The organism is Bradyrhizobium sp. LjRoot220 (assembly GCF_964252915.1).
In the GTDB taxonomy this organism is placed as follows: Bacteria; Pseudomonadota; Alphaproteobacteria; order Rhizobiales; family Xanthobacteraceae; genus Bradyrhizobium.
The window spans coordinates 287,134-309,029 of the sequence record NZ_CAXUPS020000005.1; the positions used below are offsets into that span (position 1 = coordinate 287,134).

The 21,896-nt window shown below is 63.0% G+C and carries 22 protein-coding genes; 12 read left to right on the top strand and 10 right to left on the bottom strand.

What is annotated here, in order from left to right; translation table 11 throughout:
* Nucleotides 1–13 precede the first annotated feature (13 nt).
* Together ACSQ84_RS22610 and ACSQ84_RS22615 are read right to left on the bottom strand one after the other, a co-directional pair.
* A complete protein-coding gene (locus ACSQ84_RS22610) occupies nucleotides 14–289 on the bottom strand; it encodes a hypothetical protein (RefSeq protein WP_436213919.1) in 276 nt (91 codons plus the stop codon).
* 38 nt (nucleotides 290–327) lie between these two features.
* A complete protein-coding gene (locus tag ACSQ84_RS22615; RefSeq protein ID WP_436214089.1) occupies nucleotides 328–1,212 on the bottom strand; it encodes a LysR family transcriptional regulator in 885 nt (294 codons plus the stop codon).
* Nucleotides 1,213–1,323: 111 nt separating this feature from the next.
* Here ACSQ84_RS22615 and ACSQ84_RS22620 point away from each other — a divergent pair, with 111 nt between their 5' ends.
* The 4 genes from ACSQ84_RS22620 to ACSQ84_RS22635 all read left to right on the top strand — a co-directional run bounded on the left by ACSQ84_RS22620 (nucleotide 1,324) and on the right by ACSQ84_RS22635 (nucleotide 5,530).
* A complete protein-coding gene (locus ACSQ84_RS22620; protein WP_436213920.1) occupies nucleotides 1,324–2,688 on the top strand; it encodes an FAD-dependent oxidoreductase in 1,365 nt (454 codons plus the stop codon).
* 21 nt (nucleotides 2,689–2,709) lie between these two features.
* Nucleotides 2,710–3,714: an ABC transporter substrate-binding protein gene (locus ACSQ84_RS22625; protein WP_436213921.1), complete on the top strand. Its 1,005-nt coding sequence runs from the start codon at nucleotides 2,710–2,712 to the stop codon at nucleotides 3,712–3,714.
* Nucleotides 3,715–3,939: 225 nt separating this feature from the next.
* Nucleotides 3,940–4,713 carry an ABC transporter ATP-binding protein gene (locus tag ACSQ84_RS22630; protein WP_436213922.1) on the top strand — a complete coding sequence of 258 codons (774 nt, stop codon included), beginning with the start codon at nucleotides 3,940–3,942 and terminating at the stop codon, nucleotides 4,711–4,713.
* Nucleotides 4,706–5,530: an ABC transporter permease gene (locus ACSQ84_RS22635; protein ID WP_436213923.1), complete on the top strand. Its 825-nt coding sequence runs from the start codon at nucleotides 4,706–4,708 to the stop codon at nucleotides 5,528–5,530. The genes ACSQ84_RS22630 and ACSQ84_RS22635 overlap by 8 nt, the downstream gene beginning before the upstream one ends.
* A 137-nt stretch (nucleotides 5,531–5,667) precedes the next feature.
* Here ACSQ84_RS22635 and gtdA read toward each other — a convergent pair whose 3' ends face one another.
* Complete coding sequence (gtdA, locus tag ACSQ84_RS22640) at nucleotides 5,668–6,708, bottom strand: gentisate 1,2-dioxygenase (RefSeq protein ID WP_436213924.1); 1,041 nt, start codon at nucleotides 6,706–6,708, stop codon at nucleotides 5,668–5,670.
* 126 nt (nucleotides 6,709–6,834) lie between these two features.
* Here gtdA and maiA point away from each other — a divergent pair, with 126 nt between their 5' ends.
* Both maiA and ACSQ84_RS22650 read left to right on the top strand, forming a co-directional pair.
* On the top strand, nucleotides 6,835–7,467 hold the full coding sequence (maiA, locus tag ACSQ84_RS22645; RefSeq protein ID WP_436213925.1) for a maleylacetoacetate isomerase: 633 nt from the start codon (nucleotides 6,835–6,837) through the stop codon (nucleotides 7,465–7,467).
* Nucleotides 7,457–7,978, top strand: coding sequence for a MarR family winged helix-turn-helix transcriptional regulator (locus tag ACSQ84_RS22650; protein ID WP_436213926.1), 522 nt, complete (start codon nucleotides 7,457–7,459; stop codon nucleotides 7,976–7,978). Before maiA ends, ACSQ84_RS22650 begins: the two co-directional genes overlap by 11 nt.
* 196 nt (nucleotides 7,979–8,174) lie before the next feature.
* Here ACSQ84_RS22650 and ACSQ84_RS22655 read toward each other — a convergent pair whose 3' ends face one another.
* From ACSQ84_RS22655 to ACSQ84_RS22675, 5 genes are all read right to left on the bottom strand, one after another.
* Nucleotides 8,175–9,782, bottom strand: a complete 1,608-nt coding sequence (locus tag ACSQ84_RS22655; protein WP_436213927.1) for a benzoate-CoA ligase family protein — start codon at nucleotides 9,780–9,782, stop codon at nucleotides 8,175–8,177.
* Entirely contained in the window at nucleotides 9,779–10,918 is a 1,140-nt protein-coding gene (locus ACSQ84_RS22660) for an FAD-dependent monooxygenase (RefSeq protein ID WP_436213928.1), read from the bottom strand. Before ACSQ84_RS22660 ends, ACSQ84_RS22655 begins: the two co-directional genes overlap by 4 nt.
* A 129-nt stretch (nucleotides 10,919–11,047) precedes the next feature.
* The gene (locus ACSQ84_RS22665) at nucleotides 11,048–12,370 is read right to left on the bottom strand and encodes a TAXI family TRAP transporter solute-binding subunit (protein ID WP_436213929.1); all 1,323 of its coding nucleotides are present in this window, start codon (nucleotides 12,368–12,370) and stop codon (nucleotides 11,048–11,050) included.
* A 164-nt stretch (nucleotides 12,371–12,534) separates the two neighbouring features.
* Complete coding sequence (locus ACSQ84_RS22670) at nucleotides 12,535–12,744, bottom strand: hypothetical protein (protein ID WP_436213930.1); 210 nt, start codon at nucleotides 12,742–12,744, stop codon at nucleotides 12,535–12,537.
* Nucleotides 12,745–12,864: 120 nt separating this feature from the next.
* Nucleotides 12,865–13,086 (bottom strand): cysteine rich repeat-containing protein, encoded by a 222-nt coding sequence (locus ACSQ84_RS22675; protein WP_436213931.1) that lies wholly within the window; start codon nucleotides 13,084–13,086, stop codon nucleotides 12,865–12,867.
* Nucleotides 13,087–13,545: 459 nt separating this feature from the next.
* Here ACSQ84_RS22675 and ACSQ84_RS22680 point away from each other — a divergent pair, with 459 nt between their 5' ends.
* Genes ACSQ84_RS22680 through ACSQ84_RS22695 form a run of 4 tightly spaced genes read left to right on the top strand, consistent with a single transcriptional unit; the run spans nucleotide 13,546 to nucleotide 16,369 of the window.
* Nucleotides 13,546–14,313 (top strand): transporter substrate-binding domain-containing protein, encoded by a 768-nt coding sequence (locus ACSQ84_RS22680; RefSeq protein ID WP_436214090.1) that lies wholly within the window; start codon nucleotides 13,546–13,548, stop codon nucleotides 14,311–14,313.
* A gap of 24 nt (nucleotides 14,314–14,337) precedes the next feature.
* Complete coding sequence (locus tag ACSQ84_RS22685; protein WP_211998316.1) at nucleotides 14,338–15,000, top strand: amino acid ABC transporter permease; 663 nt, start codon at nucleotides 14,338–14,340, stop codon at nucleotides 14,998–15,000.
* Nucleotides 15,001–15,003: 3 nt separating this feature from the next.
* Complete coding sequence (locus ACSQ84_RS22690) at nucleotides 15,004–15,654, top strand: amino acid ABC transporter permease (RefSeq protein ID WP_436213932.1); 651 nt, start codon at nucleotides 15,004–15,006, stop codon at nucleotides 15,652–15,654.
* Entirely contained in the window at nucleotides 15,641–16,369 is a 729-nt protein-coding gene (locus tag ACSQ84_RS22695; RefSeq protein WP_436213933.1) for an amino acid ABC transporter ATP-binding protein, read from the top strand. Before ACSQ84_RS22690 ends, ACSQ84_RS22695 begins: the two co-directional genes overlap by 14 nt.
* Before the next feature lie 62 nt (nucleotides 16,370–16,431).
* On the opposite strand, the gene ACSQ84_RS22700 is transcribed toward ACSQ84_RS22695, so the two are convergent.
* Both ACSQ84_RS22700 and ACSQ84_RS22705 read right to left on the bottom strand, forming a co-directional pair.
* Nucleotides 16,432–17,274 (bottom strand): hypothetical protein, encoded by an 843-nt coding sequence (locus tag ACSQ84_RS22700; RefSeq protein ID WP_436213934.1) that lies wholly within the window; start codon nucleotides 17,272–17,274, stop codon nucleotides 16,432–16,434.
* A complete protein-coding gene (locus ACSQ84_RS22705) occupies nucleotides 17,165–17,551 on the bottom strand; it encodes a hypothetical protein (RefSeq protein ID WP_436214101.1) in 387 nt (128 codons plus the stop codon). Before ACSQ84_RS22705 ends, ACSQ84_RS22700 begins: the two co-directional genes overlap by 110 nt.
* Here ACSQ84_RS22705 and ACSQ84_RS22710 point away from each other — a divergent pair.
* Nucleotides 17,550–18,689, top strand: a complete 1,140-nt coding sequence (locus ACSQ84_RS22710) for an efflux RND transporter periplasmic adaptor subunit (protein ID WP_436213935.1) — start codon at nucleotides 17,550–17,552, stop codon at nucleotides 18,687–18,689. The genes ACSQ84_RS22705 and ACSQ84_RS22710 overlap by 2 nt on opposite strands.
* 9 nt (nucleotides 18,690–18,698) lie before the next feature.
* Nucleotides 18,699–21,866: an efflux RND transporter permease subunit gene (locus ACSQ84_RS22715; RefSeq protein WP_436213936.1), complete on the top strand. Its 3,168-nt coding sequence runs from the start codon at nucleotides 18,699–18,701 to the stop codon at nucleotides 21,864–21,866.
* Nucleotides 21,867–21,896: the final 30 nt, after the last annotated feature.

A 21,896-nucleotide genomic window follows, 5' to 3' on the forward strand; every position in this document is an offset into this window, starting at 1 on the left:
TTTCGCGAACTGCTCAGCAGCCCCGGCAGATGCTGTGGAGGCTCTTGTAGACCTCGGCGTCTTCGCGCCGCATCTGCTGCAGCGATTCGATCATGCGCGCGTTTGTGCTGCGCGTATCGGTGATGGCGGCCGGTTCGGGCTTTCGCTTTGCGGCCAGCGCAGCCTCCTGACGTGTATAACAGGCCTCGCGCTCGGCCTTGGCCTGGATGAACCGGCATTGCTCTACTTCCGCCATCGCGGGGAAGGCGCAGAGCATGAGGGTGGAAACGAGCGCAGTGAGGATCTTCAAGCGGGTCGGTCCTTTGCCTTTCGCGGGGGGGCAGCCTGTCATAACACCGGAGACAATGCGTGCTTCAACAGTTTCAGCAGCGCCTGGACCGCAGCGGCATTGACGCGTCGCTCGGGGATGCTCGCTTTGACCCATAGATCGGGGATCGGGAATTCCGGGAGCACGATTTGCAGCGTCCCGCTGCGCAGCGCATCGGCGGCGAGGTAGTGCGAAATGAAGGCGATGCCGTTGCCCGCGATCGCGCTCTTGACGAGAACGTGGCCCTCATTCGAACTCAACAGCGGTCGCACCTGGACGGTGATGCGGCCACGCGGCCCGTCGAACATCCACTCCGGCCCGGTGGGCAGAAAACTCAGGCAGCGATGATCGACCAGATCACGCGGGTGCTTCGGCACGCCGTGCGTCTTGAGATAGCCGGGCGACGCGCACAGCAAGCGTTTGAGCTGACACAAGGGTTCGTCGACGACGCCGCCAAAGGAATGCGGAAATGCTCCGATGGCGATGTCAAAACCTTCCGTCACCGGATCGACTGGCCGGTCGATCAGGACGATCTCAAGTTTTAGCCGCGGATTTTGTGTTTGAAAGGCGCTGAAGACATCCGCCAGTCGGGCGATGGTCAGCGAGGTCGGTGCCTTGATACGAAGATGATCGATAAGATCGTGGCCCTTCTCGCCCATGCGCGACAGGAGATCGCCGACGTCAGCCACGACGCCGCGCGCACGATGGACATATTGCTGTCCGGCCTCGGTCAGCCGCAACTGGCGGGTCGACCGATGGAATAATGTGGTGCCAATCTGGGCTTCGAGCTGGGTGACACGTTTGGCCACCACCGAGGTCGAGACGTTGAGTTTGCGGGCGGCAGCCGAGAAGCCCGCGGCGTCAGCTGTCGCGAGGAAGGCCTGAAGGTTGACGAGCGTGTCCATCCACTTTTCGCGATTCGAGAAAGCTATTCGTGCTTTTTTCGGGATTGTAGTCCGCTTCACGTTAATTGATAGTCCCGTCCAACAAGATTCAATGGGACGGGAGCGCCGCCAGTGCGGGCCAATCTGATCGAAGAACCTGCGCGCCAAATTCCGCTCTATGGCGAATATGACGTCGCCGTGCTGGGCGGCGGGCCTGCGGGCATTGCCGCAGCCGTCGCCGCGGCGCGGGCAGGCCGCCGCACGCTGTTGATCGAGCGCTATGGCTTCCTCGGCGGCATGGGTACGGCCGCCGGCGTCACGAATTTTTGCGGACTGCATGCCAATGTCCATGGTGAGATGCATCGCGTCGTGCAGGGCATTGCCACGGACCTGCTGGATCGGATCGACCGGCTCGGCGGGCTGAACGCGCCGCATCTCATCTTGGGAAAAATCTTCGCGCAGGCCTATGACACCGCGGCCTACAAGATCGCGGCCGACGACCTGCTGGCCGCGCACAAGGTCGACATTCTCTTTCATGCGCTCGGCGCCGGCGTGGTGATGCATGACGAGAAGCGCATCAACGCGCTGATGGTCGAGACCAAGGCGGGCCGGCAGGCGGTGCGCGCCGGCATCTTCATCGATTGTTCCGGCGACGGCGATCTCGCCGCCTGGGCCGGTGCGCCGTTCGAGGTCGGCGATAACGCCGGCAGCATGCTCTACCCCTCGATGATGTTCCGCCTCAACGGCATCGACCCCGAAAAGGCTGGCGATGCCTGGCGCACCATCCCGGCGCTGATGGAAAAGGCCGCGGCCGCGGGCACGCACAAATTTCCGCGCAAGGCCGCGATCGTCCGGCCACAGCGCCACGCCGTCGAATGGCGGGTGAATTTCACCCAGCTCGCGCGCGAGGACGGCACGGCCGTCAATGGCCTCGAACCCGACGATATGACGCGCGGCGAGATCGAGGGCCGCCGCCAGGCGGTGCAGGCGTTCGAGTTCCTGCGCACCGTGCCCGGCTTTGAAAATTCCTACATCGTCGACCTGCCGCCGCAGCTCGGCATCCGCGAGACCCGCCGCGTCGTCGGCGGCTACATGCTCTCCGGCGAGGACGTGCTCGACTGCGCCTCGTTCGAGGATTCCATCGGCGTCAATGGCTGGCCTATGGAATCCCATGTCGCCGGCGACGTGGTCTTCAAGTTCCCGCCGATTCCCGAATCCAGAGGCTTCAACGAATTGCCGTATCGGATGCTGGTGCCCCAAGGTATCGACAATTTGCTGATGGCTGGGCGTTGCGCCTCGATGACCCATGACGGCCAGTCGGCGGCGCGGGTCTCCGGCGCCTGCTTTGCGATGGGCGAGGCGGCGGGTTTAGCCGCTCACCTGGCGCTGTCGGGCAACACGATTCCACGCGACATTGCCGTTGAAAAGTTGCAACAAGCACTGCAACAACAGGGCGCCTTCATCGGCGGCGGTCAGGCCGTGCCCGAAGGGCTGTAAAAGAGGTTACGGAGGAAACGGATGACGGGATTTGCACGGCTCGCTGTGGCTGCCCTGCTGGCAATTGCGGCGAGCGGGATCGCGCGGGCTGATGATGCGCTGAAGGCCAAGATCGGCGTGCTCAGGCTGTCGTCGTCGGCACCGGTGTTCATTGCGCAGGACAAGGGCTATTTCCGCGAGGCCGGTCTCGACATCGAATTGAAATTCTTCGATGCCGCACAGCCAATCGCGGTGGCGACCACCTCGGGCGACGTCGATTTCGGCGTCACCGCATTTACGGCGGGGCTTTATAATCTGGCGGGCAAGGGCACGCTGAAGGTGATCGGCGGCATGAGCCGCGAGAAGGCCGGCTATCCCCTGATCGGCTATTTCGCCAGCAACAACGCCTATGCGGCCGGGCTGAAGACGCCGAAGGATCTCGCCGGAAAGCGCATCGCGGTGACGCAGGTCGGATCAAGCTTTCACTATTCGCTGGGGCTGCTCGCCGACAAATACGGCTTCAAGCTCGCGGACATAAAAGTGCTGCCGCTGCAATCGCTGTCGAACGCCGCCGCCGCGCTGAAGGGTGAAACCGTCGATGCCGCATTACTGCCGGTATCCACCGCGCGCTCGCTGATGGATTCCGGCGGCGCCAAATTGCTCGGCTGGGTCGGCGACGAAACGCCGTGGCAACTCGGCGCGGTGTTCGCCTCGCCGAAGACGCTGGCCAATCAGGCGCTGGTGACGAAGTTGCTGGGAGCGCTGGTCCGCGCCGACCGCGAATATCACGATGTGATCCTGGCCTCCGTGAAGGACGGCAAGGCAGGGATCAACGACAAGACAAAACCGCTGCTGGAGATCATCGCCAAATACACCAATCTGCCGGTCGAGCAGGTGGTCGGCAATTGCGCCTATATCGATCCCGACGGCAAACTCGACGTCAAGAACGTCGCCAACCAGATCAGCTGGCTGCAGGAACAGGGCTTTGTCGACAAGGGATTTGGCGTCGATGCGATCATCGCCAGGGAATACGTGGAGGCGGATTGACGGCGGCTTACCTCTCCCGCTTGCGGGGGAGCATAGGCCGCCGTTGGCGGCCGTCCTTGAATAAGAACGCCGAAGCTGTGCTTCGGCTATGGCGCTCGCCAGAGCGCGGCGGGTGGGGGGTCTCTCCTCTTGGCGAGTACGTCGTGAGGAGAGACCCCCACCCCAGCCCTCCCCCGCAAGCGGGAGAGGGAGCGCAGCGGTGCGAGACTGGAGACTGAGAACCCAATGGACCTGATCGCCGACCATATCAGCCACCGCTTCGGCGCTCTCGACGTGCTCGACAACGTGTCGTTCACCGTGCGCTCCGGCGAGGTGGTGGCGATCGTCGGGCCCTCCGGCTGCGGCAAGAGCACGCTGTTGTCGATATTGGGCGGGCTGCTGCGGCCGAGCGAAGGCCAGGCCGAATTGCGCGGCGCGCCGCCGGCGGGCAGCTTCAACCCGCTGACCTTCGTGTTCCAGGATTTTGCGCTGCTGCCCTGGTGCACGGTAGAAGAGAATGTGGAATTTCCGCTGGTGCATACCGCGCTCGGCGCCAGCGAACGCCGCGCCGTAATCGTTGGCGCGCTGCGCCGCACCGGCCTCACCGATTTTCGCGGCGCCTACCCCAAGCAATTGTCCGGCGGCATGCGCCAGCGCGTCGGCATTGCGCGGGCGCTCGCGGTGCGGCCCGCGATCCTGTTGATGGATGAGCCGCTCTCGGCGCTGGATTCGCAGACCCGCGAATTGCTGATGGAGGATTTTATCGGTTTGCTCGCGGATGGCTCGATGGGCGCGGTCTATGTCACGCATAATCTGGAAGAAGCCGTGCGGCTTGCCGACCGAATCGTGGTGCTGTCGCGCCGCCCTGGCCGGGTCCGTGAGGTCGTGCCCATCCCGATGACGCGCGCTGAGCGCGGCGACATTAATGCTCGCGGAAAACTGCTCGCGATACAAAACGATTTGTGGTCGTTGATCCGCGAGGAGGCGATCGACGCCGAACGCGAGGTCCAGCATGCTTGACCGCGCGCCGCAGAAGACGCCACTGGATGAAGCGACGCCGCGGCCGGTGGCTTTTCGCGGTGCGGGCTTTACGCCAGGCGCGGGGCGTTACTCCGGCTGGATCGCGCTCGCGCTGGTGATCGCGCTCTGGCAACTCGCCGGCAGCGCCGGCTGGGTCAATGCGCTGTTCCTGCCGGCGCCTTCGGCGATCGTGGTCGCGATTTACAAGCTCGCGCTGTCGGGCGCGCTTTGGCAGCACCTGTCCTGGTCGGTGATGCGGATCGGGTCAGGCTGGATCCTCGGCACCATCGCCGGCGTCATCGTCGGATTCGGAATCGGGCTCTCGACGCTGGCGCGCGGCGTCGGCATCACCTTCATCTCGGCGCTGTTTCCGATTCCCAAGATCGCGCTGCTGCCGCTCCTGATCCTGTGGCTCGGGATCGGTGAGGAGCCGAAGATCGCGACCATTGCGCTCGGCGTGTTCTTCTCCACCGCGATCTCGGTCTATAGCGGCGTCGATGCGGTACCGCGCAACCTGATCCGGATGGCGCAGAGTTTTAACGTGCCGTTCCACTTGATCGTGCGCCGCGTGATCTGGCCGGGCGCGCTGCCCTCGATCCTGGCGGGCTTCCGCATCACGGCATCAGTGGCACTGCTGCTGGTGGTCAGCGCCGAAATGATCGGCGCCCAATACGGCATCGGCGCCTTCGTACTGCAGGCCGGCAATCTGATGCAGACCGATCAGCTGTTGGCCGGCGTCGTGATCCTGTCGGTATTCGGGCTTGTGGTGGGGAAGGGGATCAATTTGCTGGAAGCGAGGTTGTTGCATTGGCGGTAGCTGTCGTCCCTGCGAACGAACGCAGGGACCCATACCGCGTGATCTATCGATGGGCTGAAATAGCTAACACCTTCCGCAAAATGAAGGCCGGTGGCTATGGGTCCCGGCTCAAGGCCGGGACGACAGCGGTGATGTCCTCACGCATTGCCGCGATCTTCGCGGAACAGGTCGAGCTTCTGCTGCACCGGACGGTCAGAGAAGCTGAACAGCACGGAATCAACGTCGGCCTCGTGGGTGACCCACTGCCAGCTCGGCACCACGAACAGGTCGCGCGCGCCCCACTCAAAGGTTTGATCGCCGACCCGGGTGCGGCCCTTGCCCTCGATCGCCGCGAACACGGTCGCATCGGTCGAGCGGTAGCGCGCGGTCTTGAAATCTTTCGGCAGCATCTGGATGAAGGTGCCGATGGTCGGCATCGCGAAATCGCCGGTTTCGGGATTGGAGAATTTCAGCTTCAGCCCGTGGCAGGCATCCCACTCGTTACGGATCTTGGCCTGCTCCAGCGCCTCGCGGGTGTAGCTGTAGGGGTAATTGAAGATCGGCGAAGTCTTCGATTTTCGCTTCTCGTCTACCGGCAGCAGGTTGTGTCCGTAACGGGCAAAACTGTCGCCCGACGGCCGCGTGATCTTCTGCTGATCTTCGTTCGAGCCCTCTGCAAAGGACGCATCGAAGAACTGCACCATCGGAATGTCGAGCCCGTCGAGCCAGAACATCGGTTCGGAAGTTTCGTTGGAATGGTCGTGCCAGGTCATCGACGGCGTGATGACGAAATCGCCGGGCTCCATCAGCGTGCGCTCGCCGTCGACGGCGGTGGCCGCGCCCTTGCCTTCGAGCACGAAACGCAATGCCGACTGGCTGTGCCGATGCGCCGGGGCGACGTCGCCGGGAACCACCATCTGCACGCCGGCAAACAAGGAGGTCGTGATCTTCGACTGGCCGCGCAGGCCCGGATTTTCCAGCACGAGTACCCGCCGTTCGGCCTCCTTGGCGGTGATCAGCTTGCCGGCCTCGGTCATGTAGTCGCGGATCTGATCGAACTTCCACAGATGCGGCCGGCAGGCGCTGCGCGGTTCCGGCGTGATCAGGTCGCCCATCACGTTCCAGAGCGCAGAGAGATTCTCGCCATCGATCTTCCTGTAGAACGCCTCGCGTTCCGGGGTCTTCTGCACGGCTTCCATGGTCAGCCTCCCGCTATTCTTGTCAGTCCGGTTCTTGTCATCTGGCTTGATTGACAGCATACTTACAATATAGATAGCGTCAATGAGGCCTTCGAGCCCAAACGGCAAAATGACGGGGAGGTTCCGATGAAGCTGCATGGCTATTTCCGCAGCAGCGCGTCCTACCGGGTCAGGATCGCGCTCAATCTCAAGGGCCTTAGCACTGAGCACCTGCCGCATCACCTTCGCAAAGGCGAACAACGCGCACCCGCCTATCTCGCGATCAATCCGCAGGGTCTGGTCCCGACTCTGGAGGATGACACCGGCGCCGTGCTGATCCAGTCACTCGCGATCATCGAGTGGCTGGACGAGACCCACCCCACGCCGCCGCTTCTGCCGGAGGACCCGCTGCGTCGCGCAAAAGTGCGTGCCTTTGCGCAGGCGCTGGCCTGTGACACCCACCCGGTGCAAAATCTCAAAGTGCTCGCCCGGCTGCGTCAGCTCGGCCTGGCGGAAGAGAAAGTGACGGAGTGGGCGGCATGGGCCAACCGCGAGGGCCTTTCGGCCTGTGAGACCCTGATTGCGGGCGAGCCCGGGCCGTTCTGTTTTGGCGCTACACCGACCATCGCCGATCTCTGCCTGGTGCCGCAGCTTGCCAACGCGCGGCGCTTTGGCGTCGACGTCGCGGCCTATCCGCGCCTGCTCCAGGCGGAAGCCGCGGCCAGGGAAATCAAGGCGTTCGCCGACGCCGCACCGGACAAGCAACCCGATGCCGAGTAAGCTTGCGACCAAGCCAACCCCGATCACGATGGACGCCGTCTATGCGGCGCCCGGCTATCTGTTCCGGCGCATGCAGCAGATCGCGGTCGCGATCTTTGTCGAGGAATGCCGGGCGTTCGACCTGACGCCGGTGCAATATGCGGCGCTGGTTTCGATCCATACCCATCCCGGCATCGACGCGACACGGCTGTCGGCGGTAATCGCGTTCGACCGCTCGACGCTCGGCAACGTGATCGAGCGGCTGGAGGCCAAGGCCTTCATCGAGCGCAAGCCCGGACGCGAAGACAAGCGCGTCAAGCTGCTTTACCTGACCAAGGTGGGCGCCGCCACGCTGCGCGAGATCATGCCATCGGTCGAGCGCGCGCAGTCACGGATGCTGCAGCCGCTGAAGTCCGCGGACCGCAAGGTGTTGCTGGCGCTGATGACGCAACTCGTCGATCTCAACAACGAGGCCTCGCGCGTGCCGCTGCGCGCCGAGGACGCGCTCGAACACCTGGGTAAGTCGGGTTGAGGGAGCGGCAAATATCCATCGTCGTCCCGGCCTTGAGCTCAGATGCGCAATTGCGCATCGGGGGACCCATACGCCGTGACGTACCGGTAAGAACGCTGGCGTCAAAGACCTTCCAAGACAACACGCGCCGCGGCTATGGGGCCCGGCTCAAGGCCGGGACGACACCGAATGTGTCGCGGCATTAGCGAGAGTGCTGCTACATCCTCAATAGTGCCTGCCGATCGATCTTGCCCGTCCCCGTTTTCGGCAGCTCCTCAATGAAGCGCACCTCGCGCGGGTATTTGTAGGGCAGCAGCTTCGTCTTGACGAAATCCTGCAGCTGCTTCGTTGCGTCCTGCGCATCGAAGCCGCCCTTGTTCATCACCACCACGGCCTTTAGCGTCATGCGCCGGTCCGGCAGCTCGGCGGCGAACACCGCGCATTCGCGGACGTCGGGATGTTCGGCGAGGCAAAGCTCGACTTCCAGCGGGTAGACCCATTGGCCGGAAATCTTGATCAGATCATCGGCGCGGCCGCGGAAGAAGTGGAAGCCGTCGGCATCGCGCACAAAACGGTCGCCGGTGTAGATCCAGCCGCCCTCGCGGATCGTCTCGGCGGATTTGTCCGGCCGGTTCCAGTACAGTGGCGTATTTGAATCGCCGCGCACCCACAAAATGCCTTCCTCATCGTCACCGACATCGCGGCCATCCTTGTCCCGGAGTGCGATTTCATAGCCGGGAACGCGCATGCCCGCCGCGCCGAGCTTTTTCTTCCCAGGCGCGTTGGAGAGATAGATGTGCAGCACTTCAGTCGAGCCGAGCCCTTCAATGATCTCAAGGCCGGTCAGCGCCTTCCAGCCGTTGAACACTTCGGCCGACAGCACCTCGGCGGCGGACAGCGCCATGCGCAGCGACGAGAAATCCGCCTTCGAGGCACCCTCGGCCTTGGTCAGCGAGGTATAGAGCGTAGGCAGGCCGAAGAACACGCTCGGTCGATAGCGCCCGATCGCCTCGAAGATCGCCGCTGGTTTCGGCTGCCCCGGCAACAATAGCGTGGCGGCGCCGACCGAGAACGGGAAGGTGATAGAATTGCCGAACCCGTAGGCGAAAAAAATCTTCGGCACTGAGAAGCAGATATCGTCGGGCCCGAGCTTGAGCACGTTGCGCGCGAACGCGGCTTCGCTATAGGCCATGTCGTGCTGCAGATGCACGATGCCCTTGGGGCGTCCGGTCGAGCCGGATGAGTACATCCAAAAAGCCATCTCGTTGCGGTGCGTATCGGCTTCAGCCAGTTCGGTGGGGAACGCCTTCAACCACCGATCAGCGGCCAGCGCCTTCGGCGCGGCGTGTTCGCCGACGGCGCCGTTGACCACGATCAGCGTATGCAACGCTGTGTCCTTGCAGGCGACCGCGTCGAATCGCGCCGAGAATTCGGCGTCCGTGACCGCGACGGTGGCACCGGCGTCCGAGAGATAGAATTGCAGCAGGTCCGGCGGCGTCAAAGTGTTGATCAACAACGGCACGAAGCCCGAGCGCACCGCGCCGAAGAATGCGGCCGGGTAGGCCGGTGTATCGTCGAGGAACATCAGGATGCGGTCGCCGCGCTTGAGCCCCAGCGATTGGAAGCCGTGGCCCCATTGCGAGGCTTCCCCGCAAAGCTCGGCATAGCTGCGCGTGCCCGCAGGTCCCGTCAGCGCCATGCGCTCGCCGCGGCCGTGAACGAGATTGTCGAACAGGATGCGGCTGGCGTTGTAGCGCTCCGGAATCGTGAACCCGATTTCGAGCGCGCCGGGATTTTCCAGAGGTACCTGATCGGCGATCATCATGATCGGCTCCCGCTGTTCTTTGCTGCCTCGTAACGCGCCATGAAGGCCGGCGACATCGCGCGCAGGCGCGCATCGTCGATCCGCCCGGAGCGGGTGATGTAGCTGTAGGCAAAATCCATCAGGTCGAGCTTCATGTGTTCGGGAAAGTGTTCGTACCAGTCGGCGCTGGTGCGCGCCGCCGTCACCAATTTCTTCACGATTGGCTTGCGTTCGCTCTGGTAGCGGGCGAGGCCTGCCGGAATGTCCGCTTCGGCCTCCAGCGCCTTGGTCAGCGCGATCGCGTCTTCGATCGCGAGCCGCGTTCCCGAGCCGATCGAGAAATGGGCCGAATGCAGGGCGTCGCCGATCAGCACCATGTTGCCGTGCGACCAGTTCTCGTTCCAGATCCAGGGGAAATTACGCCACACCGATTTGTTCGACACCAGCGAATGGCCATCGAGCGTCTCGGCAAAGACCTGTTCACAGATCGCCTGCGACTCTTCGATCGTCTTGTGCTCAAAACCGTAGGCCTGCCAGGTCGCCGCGTCGCATTCGACCAGGAAGGTGCTCATGGCGGGCGCATAGCGGTAGTGATGCGCGTTGAACGAGCCGCGATCGGTTTTTACAAAGGTCTGCGACAGCGTGGCAAAGCGCTTGCTGGTGCCGTACCAGGCGAATTTGTTGGTCGAATGCGAGACCGAGGCGCCGAATTCCTTTTCAAAACTGCGGCGGACCAGCGAGTTCAGCCCGTCGGCGGCGACGACCAGGTCGTATCCTTTGATCTCATCGAGCGATTGGATGATGGTGTCGTAGCGCGGCGTGACGCCGACCGCGCGGACGCGCTGCTGCAGGATGGTCAGCAATTCGAGCCGGCCGATCGAGGAGAAGCCAACGCCGTCGATCTCGACGTTCTCGCCCCGCAAACTGAGCGTGATGTTCTTCCAGCTTTCCATCCGCGGCGTGATCGCATCGACCGTCTCGGGGTCGTCGGCGCGCAGGAATTCCAGCGCCTGCTCGGAGAACACCACGCCAAAACCCCAGGTCGCGCCTTCAGGGTTCTGTTCGAACAGGTCGATCTCGGCGTCGGGGTGACGGCGCTTCCAGAGGTAGGCGAAGTAGAGGCCTCCGGGGCCTCCGCCAATCACGGCGATACGCACGGTCTTCCCCTCCCTGATCGACAGTATACTTACTAATTGGAGCTACCCTAAACCGGACCGGGGAATGGCGCCACCGAAAAATTTGCCAAACGAGGCGGGCGGACGCCTGCCGTTGGCGTCCGCCCGGAACTAATCCTGGTGCGCGGCAGAACTCGCCGCCAGCTTCAGCCGGCGGCGATGGATCGAATCTTCCAGCCGATGCGCCATCGCGACCAGCGTTGAAATGTCCTGCGCATTTTCGCTTCTGATGGCGTTCGCCATCTCGGCATCCAGCGCCTGGTCGACCTGATTTTCGATGTCGGCCAGTTCGGCCTCACTCTTCACGTCCCTGATCCGCCGCGGCAAGGCGAACAGGCTGCGCATCGTCGTTTCGGCCGGTTCCTGCCGGCGGCCGCCAAGGAACCGCCACGCGGTTGCGAAGATCGAGGCCAGTGCGCCCAGCACCATCGGCGTCAGGTAAATCCAGTTGCCATATTTATCCATAAAACTCTGCTGGGTCCCGTTGTAGTAGGCCGCGGCACCCGGATGGACCGGGATATAGGCGTCGGGATCGGTATCGGGTGCCGTCAACCCTGAAAGCAGCGGCTGGTCGCGCACCAGATCGTTGCGGGCGCTCACGAGGGCCTGTGTCAGCGTCGTGATGGTGTCCGCGTCGACCTTCTTGTTGGCCACCAGATAGGAGCCTACGCGCAGCGTGGTCAGATCGGCGTCCGGCACCGGCGGGTTGCCGCGCAGCGTGCCCTGCGGAATATCGAAGCTCTCATAGGCGCCTGCGACATCGGCGATGGCGCCGGCCGATTCAACCGGAATCAATGCAGGAAAGGCATTGTGCCCGCCTGCGAAGAACCGTCGCACCAGGGACAAATACTTTTCATTGAGGGGGACGACCAGCATGAACACGCTGGCCTCCTTCGCCTTGATCGCGCGCGGCGCGTCGGCCGGCGCCAGATTCTTGAACGTCACCTTGTCGCCGAGGTCGTATTCCGTTTTCAGGGCGTCGACGAGCTTCTGGTTGATCTCGCCACCGACGACGCCGACGGTGCGGCCCTTCATCTTCTCGATGCTCGTCGCCCCGGATCCCGGGAGTGCCAGGATCATCAGGACCGATTTGGCGACCAGCGCCACGCTTCGCGCCTGCGAGAGATCGCCGACATCGGCGCGCACAAGCACCAGGTCGGTCTTTCCGTCGGCAAAGACTTTTGCGGAATCGAGCACGCTGTCTGTCGGCACGATCTTCAAGCGGACTGAGGATTTGGTCGCTTCCAGCCGGGCGGCGATAATTGACGCAAGCTTGGCCGCTTCGCCGTCGAACGATCCCACCGCGATACTCAGCACCGTCGGCCTGTCGTAGAAGCGATAGGCGATGAGGCCGGCGCCGAGCACAATGCCGGCAAGGCCCGCCAGCAGGAATGCCCGGGTCCAGAACGGCAGTGCAATTGAAAAGGTCTTCATCCCGGATTCACGGCCATCGAACGCTTCGAAGCCGTCGATGCTGGCACATCAATTGCGATCGCGCAAAACGGGATCGGCAAAAGCTGGCCGCGGCGCCGCCCATGGCGGGATGCAGTGGCCAGCCGGTGCGGAATGTCTTCCGCTTTGGGCCAGACCGGCTTCGATCACGTGCAGCGGCGAACCTTCACGCCGTTCACGATCACGGTGCGGCACACTACCGCCGGCTTCCTGACGACGACCGCACCCCGAGGCCCGGCGCAGCCGGCGCGTACGACGCCGCGGGCGCAGACTACTGCATTGGCGTCGGTCGATTCGATCGTCATGGTGGTGCCAAAGGCGAACAGGGCGGCTGCCATGAGCAGAACTGAACGCATGATTGTTCTCCCGGATTAATCCTGTTTGGTGTTCAGATTTCTTCAGGAAGGTTCTGCGGATCCATGTCGGGCTTGTGCACACCGATCTCGATCGCATTTCCGGCCGCCGTTCAAGGCGAGCTACTTCTTCTCTGCCGCCTGTAGCACTTTCTTGCAGGCAGGGGTCAGCTTGTCGCTCTCCTTGGCGAGGCAGGCGATGATCCGTCCGCCGCCCGGCGTGACGCTTTTGCAATATTTCTGGTAGTCGCCCATGCAGGCGTCGCGCTGCGCGGCGGTCATCTCCTGCGCGAACGCTTGGGACGCACACAGCAGGGTAGCGGCAGTCAGGATGGCACGTAGCATCTGTTTTCTTCTCCTCTTGGTCAGTGATTGTCGTTCGCAAACTTCCGTCAGGCCGCCTGCTTGCTTCCTGATCGCTGACCCGCTGAATTGGGTTCATCGCGCAGGGGAGAACCCCTGGCGGAGATCAGAGGCAGATGGCTTTCATTCCATGCCGATCATGTCGAACCGGCTTCCAAAGAGATGTTTTCACACGCCGAAAAAACGCAGCGAATGCATCCGCAACCCTGCATAGAGTGAAGTGGCTATGTATCATCTGGACGTGATGCTGTCACTCAAACGGAACCGCCGCAGGCTAATTCTGCGGCAATCGATGGCAACATAAGGAGCAGGTCGGGGCATTGCCTGATCGTTGAGCATCGGGCAGGGTCAAATCGCGAAGGGGATCGGACCACATCGGCCGAATGGCCCGGCGATGTTGCGATGCAAACTGAGGGACATGGGATGTTGTTCAAGAAATCGATGCTAGCCGCGGCTTTCGCGCTCGGTACTGCCGCGCTGGCCACGCCAGTCCATGCCGATGCGCTGGACTCCATCATGGCGGCCAAGGTCATCAAGGTTGCCGTGCCGCAGGATTTTGCGCCGTTCGGCTCTGCCGGGCTCGATCTGAAGCCGCAGGGTTACGACATCGACATGGCCAATCTGATCGGCAAGGCGCTTGGTGTGAAGGTCGAGATTATCCCGGTGACCAGCGCCAACCGCATTCCCTACCTGCAGACCAAGAAGGCCGACATCGTCATTTCCAGCCTCGGCAAGAACGCCGAGCGCGAGAAGGTGATCGACTTCTCCATCGCCTATGCGCCGTTCTTCTCCGGCGTGTTCGGCACCAAGGAAATCAAGGCGGCATCGGCCGACGACCTCAAGGGCAAGACGATCGGCGCCACCCGCGGCGCCATCGAGGAGCAGGAGCTGACCAAGCTTGCGCCGGCAGACACCACCATCAAGCGCTTCGAGGATAACAACGCCACCATCGCGGCTTTCGTGTCCGGGCAGGTCGACCTGATCGCGACCGGCAATACGGTCGCTGCGGCCATCGCCGAGAAGGTCCCGGCGCGGGCGCCGGCACTGAAGTTCGTGATCAAGGACAGCCCGTGCTTCATCGGGCTCAACAAGGATGAGCCGAAGCTGCTGGCCAAGCTCAACGAGATCATCGCGCAGGCCAAGACGTCCGGCGACATCGCCAAACTGTCCGAGAAGTGGCTGAAAGCGCCCTTGCCGCCGGGCTTCTGACGGATCGCGCGGGAGTAGCCCGCCATGAACTACAAGCTCCAATTCGGCGAATTGCTGCCGCACTGGGATGTGCTGCTGTGGGGATTGTTGTTCACCGTCGTGCTGACGGTCGTCTCGACCGTCGCTGGTATTGCCGTCGGAACCGCCGGCGCATCGGCGCGCACCTTCGGGCCGAAATGGCTCGGCAGCCTCGTCGCTGGCTATGTCGAGGTGATCCGCAACACGCCGTTCATCGTGCAGTTGTTCTTCATCTTCTTCGGCCTGCCGGCCGCAGGATTGAAACTCAGCGAATCGACCGCGGCGTTCCTCGCCATGACCATCAATCTCGGCGCCTATTCGACCGAGATCATCCGCGCCGGCATCGAAGCGGTGCCGAAAGGCCATATCGAAGCCGGCATCAGCCTCGCCATGACCAAATGGGAAGTGCTGCGCCACATCGTGCTCAAGCAGGCGTTTGAGAAGATCTATCCGGCGCTGTCCTCGCAGATCATCATCGTCATGCTGGGCTCGGCCGTGGTGTCGCAGATCTCGGCGCAGGATCTGACCTACGCCGCCAACCTGATCGCCTCGCGCAATTTCCGCAACTTCGAAGTCTATCTGCTGGTGGCGCTGGCCTATCTTTTGCTCGCCATGCTGACGCGTTCGCTGCTGCGCGGCCTCGGCCGCATCCTGTTCAAGGCGAAGTAAGTCATGTTGCAGTTCAGCCTCTGGGACATCCTGTCGAACCTCTTGATCGCCACGCAGTGGACCATCGTGCTGTCGCTGATCGCCTTTGTCTGCGGCGGCATTGTCGGGCTGATCCTGCTGTTCATGCGAACCTCCAAAATCCCGATGCTGGAGTGGTCCACCAAGATCTACATCGAGCTGTTCCAGGGCACGCCGCTCCTGATGCAGCTGTTTCTGTTCTTCTTCGGCATCGCGCTGCTCGGTGTCGAGGTGAGCCCGTGGATGGCCGCGACCCTGGCGCTGACGTTCTGGACCAGCGCCTTTCTCGCCGAGATATGGCGCGGCTGCGTCGAGTCGATCCCGAAGGGGCAGTGGGAAGCCTCCTCCAGCCTCGCCATGAGCTACATCGAGCAGATGCGTTATGTCATCCTGCCGCAGGCCTCGCGGATCGCGGTGGCGCCAACCGTCGGCTTCTCGGTGCAGGTGGTCAAAGGCACGGCGCTGGCCTCGATCATCGGCTTCGTCGAGCTGACCAAGGCCGGCACCATGCTCAACAACGCGACGTTCCGCCCGTTCGTGGTCTATTCGCTGGTCGCGCTGATCTATTTCTGCCTGTGTTTCCCGCTGTCCTGGTGGGCGAAAAAAATCGAGGGCCGACTCAATGTCGCTCGTTAGCATTCGTGACGTCAGAAAGAGCTTTGGTCCGAACGAGGTGCTGAAGGGCGTCTCGCTCGAGGTCGCCAAGGGCGACGTGGTCGCCATCATCGGCCGCTCCGGCTCCGGTAAGAGCACGCTGCTCCGCTGCATCAACGGCCTGGAGACTTATCAATCGGGCGCCATCATCGCCGACAATATCGAGGTCGGCGGTGCCGCCACCAATCTGCGCGAACTGCGCCGCCATGTCGGCATGGTGTTCCAGCAGTTCAACCTGTTTCCGCATTTGACCGCCGCCGAGAACGTGATGCTGGCGCCGACCGTGGTCAACAAGGTGGCAGCGAAAGAGGCGCGCGCCATTGCGGCCGAGGTGCTGGCGAAAGTCGGGCTGTCCGAGAAAATGGACGCCTATCCGAACCAGCTCTCCGGCGGCCAGCAGCAGCGCGTCGCCATCGCGCGTTCGCTGGCGATGCGGCCCAAGGTGTTGTTGTGCGATGAAATCACCTCGGCGCTCGACCCCGAACTGGTCAACGAGGTGCTGCGCGTCGTCGAGCAGCTGGCGCGCGAAGGGATGACGCTCATTCTGGTGACGCACGAAATGCGCTTCGCCCGTGACGTCGGGACCAAGCTCGTGTTCATGCACCACGGCAAGGTGCACGAAGAGGGTGTCCCGAAGGAGGTGTTTGCCGCGCCCCGGACACCGGAATTGCAGCAGTTCGTCGGCACGGTAGGTTGATTCTAGGCGGCAATTCACCGGGGGAACCCGTCATGCCCGGCCATGACGGAAACCCCTACTGGTTATCGCGCCGCGAACTGGCTCAGCACGTCCTTGCAAGCCGGTGAGATCAAGCCCGCCTTGGTCGCCAGGCACTGCACGATACGGCCACCACCCGGCTGAACGCCACCGCAAATGGTGCGGACGTCGGCGCCGCAGGCCGAGCGCAGCACGAACAATTCTTCGCGCGGCCGCATCGGTCGCAGTACGATTGCGGCAGGTGCGGCGGGTGCCGCAGCCGCTGCCGGAGGTGCCGCCGCCGCGGCAGGAGCAGCGCCCGCTGCCGGTGCGGCGCCACCGCCGCTGGCCGCCGCCACCGCCTGCTCGCACGCCGGTGAAAGTTTGGCCTTGTTCTTCGCCAGGCATTGCAGCGCCGGCGTGCCGCCGGTCGGCACGCCCGCGCAGACCTTTGGATAGTCGGAACGGCAGGCGCTGCGGATCGCGGAAACCTGCGCGCTCGACGGCTGCGCCGCCGTCGCGGCCGCGGGCTTGGATTCGGTCTTCGCGTCAGTCTTTGCGTCGGTCTTGGGCGCCGCGGTCGTGGTGGCCGGCCTTGCGGCAGCCGCCGCCGGAGCGGCTTCGGGCTTGGCCGCGGGTGCTGCGGCTGCCGGCGCTGCCACCGCGCTTACCGCACTTTGACAGCTTGATGACAGGCTCGACATGTTCTTTTGCAGGCATTGCAGCGAAGCTTCGCCGCCCGGCGGAATGCTGGAGCAATGCGCCATGTAATCGGAGCGGCATTGCGATTTGATGGCGTCACGCTGCGCCTGGCTCGGCGCCTGCGCAAAGACAGGCGCGGCGGTTGCGAATAGTGCCGACAGCATCAACGCCCCAAGCGTTGCCGCACGTGTCAACGTGTTGATCATTTGAACAAATCCGTTGTGTTGTCGCTGCGGCCGCCGCTTCAACAGAAGTGGAATCATGAACGAATAGGTGATGGAATTTCCGCGCGGCATCATTTTCGGTTTCAGGTTCGCCTGCAAGGGGATAGTTACTATTTTTATGGGATGGTCGAACGCCACCATTTGAATAAAACACCAGTTGCAGACCAAAACAAAAATCTCCTGAGGCCCATAAAATGAAATCCAAGCGCTCGCTGGCATGCAGCAGACCACGAGGCGACTTCAGACGGAGAGGCGCCATGGCCTATCGCGCGGTCTTCGCCATGGCTGCGTTCGGCGTCCTAAGTGCCTGCGAACAAAATACTTTTGTGCCGCCGCTACCACCGAAAGTTGAGGTTGCCGCGCCGGTGCAGCGCAGTATCACGCGCTATCTGGAGGCGACCGGCAATGCCGCGCCGATCAAGAATGTCGATCTCGTCGCCCGCGTGCAGGGTTTTCTGCAATCGATCGATTACCAGGACGGGGCCTTCGTGAAGCAAGGCACCGCACTGTTCTCGATCGAGCCGGATACCTACAAACTGAAGCTCGAACAGGCGCAGGCCGCCGAAGCCGGCGCCCAGGCATCGCTGAGGCAGGCCGAGGCCGATTTCAAGCGCCAATCCGATCTGGTGCAAAGGCAGGCAGTCTCGCAGGCGACGCTCGACAATTCGACATCGTCGCGCGACAACGCCCAGGCCAACCTGCAGCAGGCCCAGGTCAACACCAAGATCGCCGCCGTCAACTACGGCTATACTCACGTCAACGCGCCGTTCGACGGCGTCGTCAGCGCCCATCTGGTCTCGGTCGGCGAACTGGTCGGCGCTTCATCGCCGACGCAGCTTGCCAACATCGTGGCGCTCGATCCGATCTATGTGAACTTCAACGTCAACGAACAGGACGTGCTGCGGATCCGGGAAGAGGCGCGGCGGCGGGGAATGACCGGCACCGATATCCGGCAGTTTCCGGTCGAGGTCGGATTGCAGACCGAGAGCGGCTTTCCGCACAAGGGCAAGCTCGACTATGTCTCGCCGACCCTCAATCAATCGACCGGCACGCTCGCGGTTCGCGGCGTATTGCCGAATCCCGATCGAGCGTTGTTGCCGGGATTTTTCGTCCGGATCCGCGTACCGCTTGATCAGCAGGCCAATGCGTTGCTGGTGCCCGATGTCGCGCTGGGCAGCGATCAGGCCGGCCGCTACGTGCTGGTCGTGAACGGCGAGAATGTGGTTGAGCAGCGCAAGGTGCAGACCGGACCGCTCGATGGCGAGTTGCGAGTCATCGAAAGCGGCCTGAAGGGCGACGATCGCGTCGTCATCGCCGGGCTGTTGCGTGCGATCCCCGGTCAGAAGGTCGATCCGCAAGTCAAGAAGATCGAAGCGTCACCGGCGTCAGGCAAATAAGGACCGGCCATGATTTCGAAATTCTTCATCGAGCGGCCCGTCCTTTCCAACGTCATCGCGATCCTGATGATCCTGATCGGCGGGGTGTGCCTGTTTCGTCTCGCGGTGGCGCAATATCCCGATGTGGTGCCGCCGACGGTGCAGGTGACGACGCGTTATCCCGGCGCCAGCGCCAAGACCGTGATCGATACCGTGGCGCTGCCGATCGAGCAGCAAGTCAATGGCGTCGAGGACATGCTGTACATGCAGTCCTACAGCGGTGCCGACGGCACCTATTCGCTGACCGTGACGTTCAAGATCGGCACCGATCTCAACTTCGCGCAGGTGCTGGTGCAAAACCGGGTGTCGAGCGCGCTGGCGCAGTTGCCGCAGTCGGTGCAGAACCAGGGCGTCACCGTGCAGAAGAAGTCGACGGCGGTCCTGCTGTTCGTCACGTTGACATCGCCGAATGCGACCTATGACAGCCTGTTCCTGAGCAATTACGCCACCATCAACATCCGGGACGAGCTGTCGCGGCTGCCAGGCGTCGGCAACGTCACCGTGTTCGGCGCCGGCCAGTACTCGATGCGGGTGTGGCTCGATCCGAACAAGCTGCAGGTGCGCAACCTGATGCCGCAGGACGTCGTCTCGTCAATTCAGCAGCAGAGTCAGCAGGTCACGGCAGGCCAGGTCGGTGCCCCGCCGGCGCCTTCGGGGCAGGCGTTCCAGTACACGCTGAACGTCAACGGGCGGCTCAGCGACAAGAGCGAGTTCGAGGACATCATCGTCAAGACCGGCAGCAATGGCGATGTCACGCGCGTCCGCGACGTCGGCTGGGTCGAACTCGGCGCCCAGACCTACAGCCAGGCGTTCTCGCTCAACAACAAGCCCGCCACCGGCATCGGCGTGTTCCAGTCGCCCGGCGCCAACGCGCTCGAGGTCGAGAAGGCCGTTCAGGATAAGATGGCGGTGCTGGCCAAGGCGTTTCCGCAAGACGTGAAATACGACACGCCGTTCGACACGACGAAATTCGTCTCGGAATCGATCAAGGAGGTCTACAAGACGCTGATCGAGGCCGGCCTGCTCGTCCTGGTCGTGATCCTGATCTTCCTGCAGGACTGGCGCGCGATGCTGGTGCCGGCCACCACTGTTCCGGTGACGATCATCGGCGCCTTTGCCGCGATGGCGGCACTCGGCTTCACCGTCAATATCTCGACCTTGTTCGCGATCGTGCTCGCGATCGGCATCGTGGTCGATGACGCCATCGTCGTGGTCGAGGGTGCCGCGCACAACATCGAAAAGGGCATGTCCGGCCATGACGCCGCGATCGCAGCGATGGATGCCCTGTTCGCCCCGATCGTCGGCATCACGCTGGTGCTGATCTCGGTGTTCCTGCCATCGGCCTTTCTGCCGGGATTGACCGGGCGGATGTACTCGCAATTCGCGCTGGTGATCGCGGCGACCGCGCTGCTCAGCGCCGTCAATGCCGCGACGCTGAAGCCGACGCAGTGCGCGTTGTGGCTGCGGCGGCCGGTGCCGCCGGAACAGCGCAACTTTTTCTACCGCGGCTTCAATGCGGTCTATGACCGGGTCGAGCGCGCCTATAGCCGGCTGATCAGCCGCCTGGTCGCGCACAGCAACATCTCCGTGCTCGTTGCTCTTATCCTGATCGCCGGCGCCGGCTACGGCCTGTCGCGGGTGCCGACCGGGTTTATCCCGATCGAGGATCAGGGCTATCTCCTGGTCGCCGTGCAGTTGCCCGATGGCGCTTCGCTCGACCGCACCCAGCGCGTGCTCGAGCGGGTCAGCGACATCGCCGGCAAGCACCCCGGCGTTGACCAGGTCATCAGCATTTCCGGTATCTCGGCGTTGGATAGCTCGTCGAGCCTTGCCAATGCCGGCGTCGCCTATCTGATCCTGAAAGAGTGGAGCGCGCGCGGTGCGGGCGAGGATCTGCGGTCACTGTTCGTCGGCCTGAACGAGAAGATGTCTGCGATCGAGGAGGCGCGAATTCTCGTGATCCCGCCGCCACCGATCCAGGGCATCGGCAACGCCGCCGGTTTTGCGATGCAAATCCAGTTGCGCGACGGCAATGCCGACTATGGCAAACTGCAGGCCATCGCCGGCGCCATGGTCTCCAATGCGCAGACGCAAAGCGCGCTGCAGCGCGTCAGTTCGTCGTTCCGTTCGATGGTGCCGCAGTTCGATGTCGAGGTGGACCGGATCAAGACCCAGACCCTGCATGTCACGACCGACCAGATCTTCTCGACATTGTCGTCCTATATGGGCTCGACCTACGTCAACCAGTTCAACAAGTTCGGCCGCACCTTCCAGGTCTATGCCCAGGCGGATGCGCAGTATCGCCTGACGGCGCGCGACATCGAAAAGATGATGGTGCGCAACAGCAATGGCGACATGATCCCGCTTGGCACGGTCGCCAAGATCACGCCAGCGGTCGGCCCGTCGCTGATCAGCCTGTACAATCTCTATCCGTCCGCGAGTATCATCGGCCTGCCGGCCACGGGCTATAGCTCGGGCCAGTCGATGAAACTGATGGAGGAGATCGCCGGAAAGACCCTGCCGCAGGGGACCGGTTTTGAATGGACGGCGATGTCGTACCAGGAGAAGGTCGTCGGCGGCCAAATCTACTGGGCGTTCGGGCTCGCGCTGCTGCTGGTCTATCTCGTGTTGGCGGGGCAATATGAAAGCTGGTTCGCGCCGATCTCGGTGATCTTGGCGGTGCCGTTGTCGCTGCTCGGCCCGATGGTGGTGCTGACGGGGCTGCGGATCGAGAACAACCTCTATACCCAGATCGGTATTATCCTCCTGATCGCGTTGTCGGCGAAGAACGCCATCCTGATCGTCGAGGTCGCACTTGATCTGCATGTGCGCGACCGCAAGCCGCTGCTGGAATCCGCGATCGAGGCGGCGCGGGCCCGGTTCCGGCCGATCCTGATGACGTCGTTTGCCTTCATCCTCGGCGTGGTGCCGCTGGTGCTCGCGACCGGCGCCGGCGCCAACGCCCGCAAGTCGATCGGCATCACCGTGTTCTCGGGCATGCTGGCCTCGACCTGCCTTGCGGTGCTGTTCGTGCCGACGTTCTTCGTCGTGGTGCAGCGGTTCGAGAATTGGCTTGCCGAGCGCAAGCGGAAGAAGGCGAGTGGGCAAGTGGCGCCACAGACGCCGGCGGCGCAGTAGAATCCGTAGGGTGGGCAAAGCGAAGCGTGC